We start from the raw sequence: 1,583 nt of genomic DNA, 5'->3' as shown, positions 1-1,583 counted from the left end.
TTCGGCGACTACTCCGAGGGCCGCTTCGCCTGGCTCTTGGAGGACGTGCGTCCCCTGCCTGAGCCAGTTCCGTGGAGGGGCCAGCAGGCGGCCCCGTGGTCGGCTCCGGCGGAGTTGGTGGCGAAGGTCGAGGCGGTGCTGTCGTCGTGCTGAACATCGGCGCCGGGCTGACGCTCCCCGTGGAGGCCGTCACCGAGACGTTCGCGATCCTCGCCAAGCGCGGCGTCGGGAAGACGTACACGGCGGCGGTGATGGTGGAGGAGATGGTCGCCGCCGGCCTGCCGGTCGTGGTGGTCGACCCGATCGGGGTGTGGTGGGGGCTCCGCTCGCCGGCCGATGGCCGCCCGCCTGCTCGCCACCGTCGACGCGCTCACCGCGGAACGGGACGCTGAACGCCGACGACGAGAAGCACTGGAGAGAGCGGTCCGCGTCGCCTTAGCCACTGCCGACGAGGTGCGAGCGCGTCGCCGCGCCGATGGACCGGAGACAACCAATGGGTGAGAGCGACGAGCAGGCGACCCACACGATCCCCGAGTTCGCCGCCTTGTGCCGCGAGTGGTGCAGCCGACCAGCGCAGGGCCACGACGACAAGCAGTGCGGGGACTCGTACGTCGAAGCTGGCGAGACGGTCTACGCGTTCTGCGGGTGGCACTGGGGTGCGGTGATCGGCAATGGCTGAGGTCAGCCGGGACCTCCGAGCAGCGGTCGAGCGGGTACTGCTCGGGCGCCTCGAAGAGGTCGACGGGAGCGTCCGCGCCAAGGTCGTCGGACTGGAGGTCGACGCCGCGGTTGACCTGCTCCGTGATCTGCTGGACGACCCGGAGGCCCGAGCGGCGCTCGGCGTGTCGTGTCTCCGCGAGTCGCTTCCCGACGAGCCGGCTGTGGCACCGGGGGAGCGGGCGGAGGTGATGTTCGACGTGCTGGTGGCGAAGGCGAACCGGATGGCGGTGGAGCGTGGCGAGGCACCGCCGGGGATGGAGGTGGCGCGCTATGGCGACGGCCCGCCGGTCCTTCACCTCGGGGAGCGCGTGTTCCGTCTCACCCCAACGTCTGTTTGTCCCGGCGTCGAACCTGCAACAGAAGGCGGCTGACCGTTGGACGTGGTCGGGGAGGCGAAGGCGGCGTTGGAGGAGCAGCGTGCGGCGACGTGCGGGCCGCTGAGCGCGTCGTGGGGGTTCGTGGAACTGCTGCTCGACCACATCGTCCGCATGGAGGCTGAGGCGTCGTTCTGGGCGAACCGGTAGCCCGTGCATCCTTCCCTGCCTGTCTCCGAGCCGGAAGGCTGCCAGGCGTGTCGTCTCGTCTCATCGTGAACGTGGGTCGGTGGCGCTTCGCCTTCCGGCCGATGCGGTCCCGGTTCGGCCTCCATCGCCGCGAGTTGGCTAGCGGCTCCGCTGGGGTGGGTTTCGGCGTGGTGTCCTGGCTTCGACGGGATCGGGGCCTCTCTCGCGGTGTGTCAGTCGAGCGTCGCACGATCTGATGGCGGCGCTGGTGTGCGACCTCGGTGACCGCCCCGACCTTCCCGCTCCGGAAGCGAAGGCGTTCGACGCGGCGGTGGACGTGACCTACGAGGCGCTGTCCAC

Annotated in this window: 4 protein-coding genes; all 4 read left to right on the top strand. The window is 70.4% G+C overall.

The window, feature by feature from the left end; genetic code table 11:
- Positions 1 to 146: 146 nt before the first annotated feature.
- The 4 genes from VGB14_07640 to VGB14_07625 all read left to right on the top strand — a co-directional run bounded on the left by VGB14_07640 (position 147) and on the right by VGB14_07625 (position 1,244).
- On the top strand, positions 147 to 392 hold the full coding sequence (locus VGB14_07640; protein ID HEX9992782.1) for a DUF87 domain-containing protein: 246 nt from the start codon (positions 147 to 149) through the stop codon (positions 390 to 392).
- 101 nt (positions 393 to 493) lie between these two features.
- Positions 494 to 679: a hypothetical protein gene (locus VGB14_07635; protein ID HEX9992781.1), complete on the top strand. Its 186-nt coding sequence runs from the start codon at positions 494 to 496 to the stop codon at positions 677 to 679.
- Positions 672 to 1,091 carry a hypothetical protein gene (locus tag VGB14_07630; GenBank protein HEX9992780.1) on the top strand — a complete coding sequence of 140 codons (420 nt, stop codon included), beginning with the start codon at positions 672 to 674 and terminating at the stop codon, positions 1,089 to 1,091. Before VGB14_07635 ends, VGB14_07630 begins: the two co-directional genes overlap by 8 nt.
- A gap of 3 nt (positions 1,092 to 1,094) precedes the next feature.
- Positions 1,095 to 1,244: a hypothetical protein gene (locus VGB14_07625; GenBank protein HEX9992779.1), complete on the top strand. Its 150-nt coding sequence runs from the start codon at positions 1,095 to 1,097 to the stop codon at positions 1,242 to 1,244.
- Positions 1,245 to 1,583 lie beyond the last annotated feature (339 nt).

This window comes from Acidimicrobiales bacterium, assembly GCA_036399815.1.
In the GTDB taxonomy this organism is placed as follows: domain Bacteria; phylum Actinomycetota; class Acidimicrobiia; order Acidimicrobiales; family DASWMK01; genus DASWMK01.
Note: the sequence above shows the minus strand (reverse complement) of the source record. Positions and strands in the feature narration are given on the sequence as shown.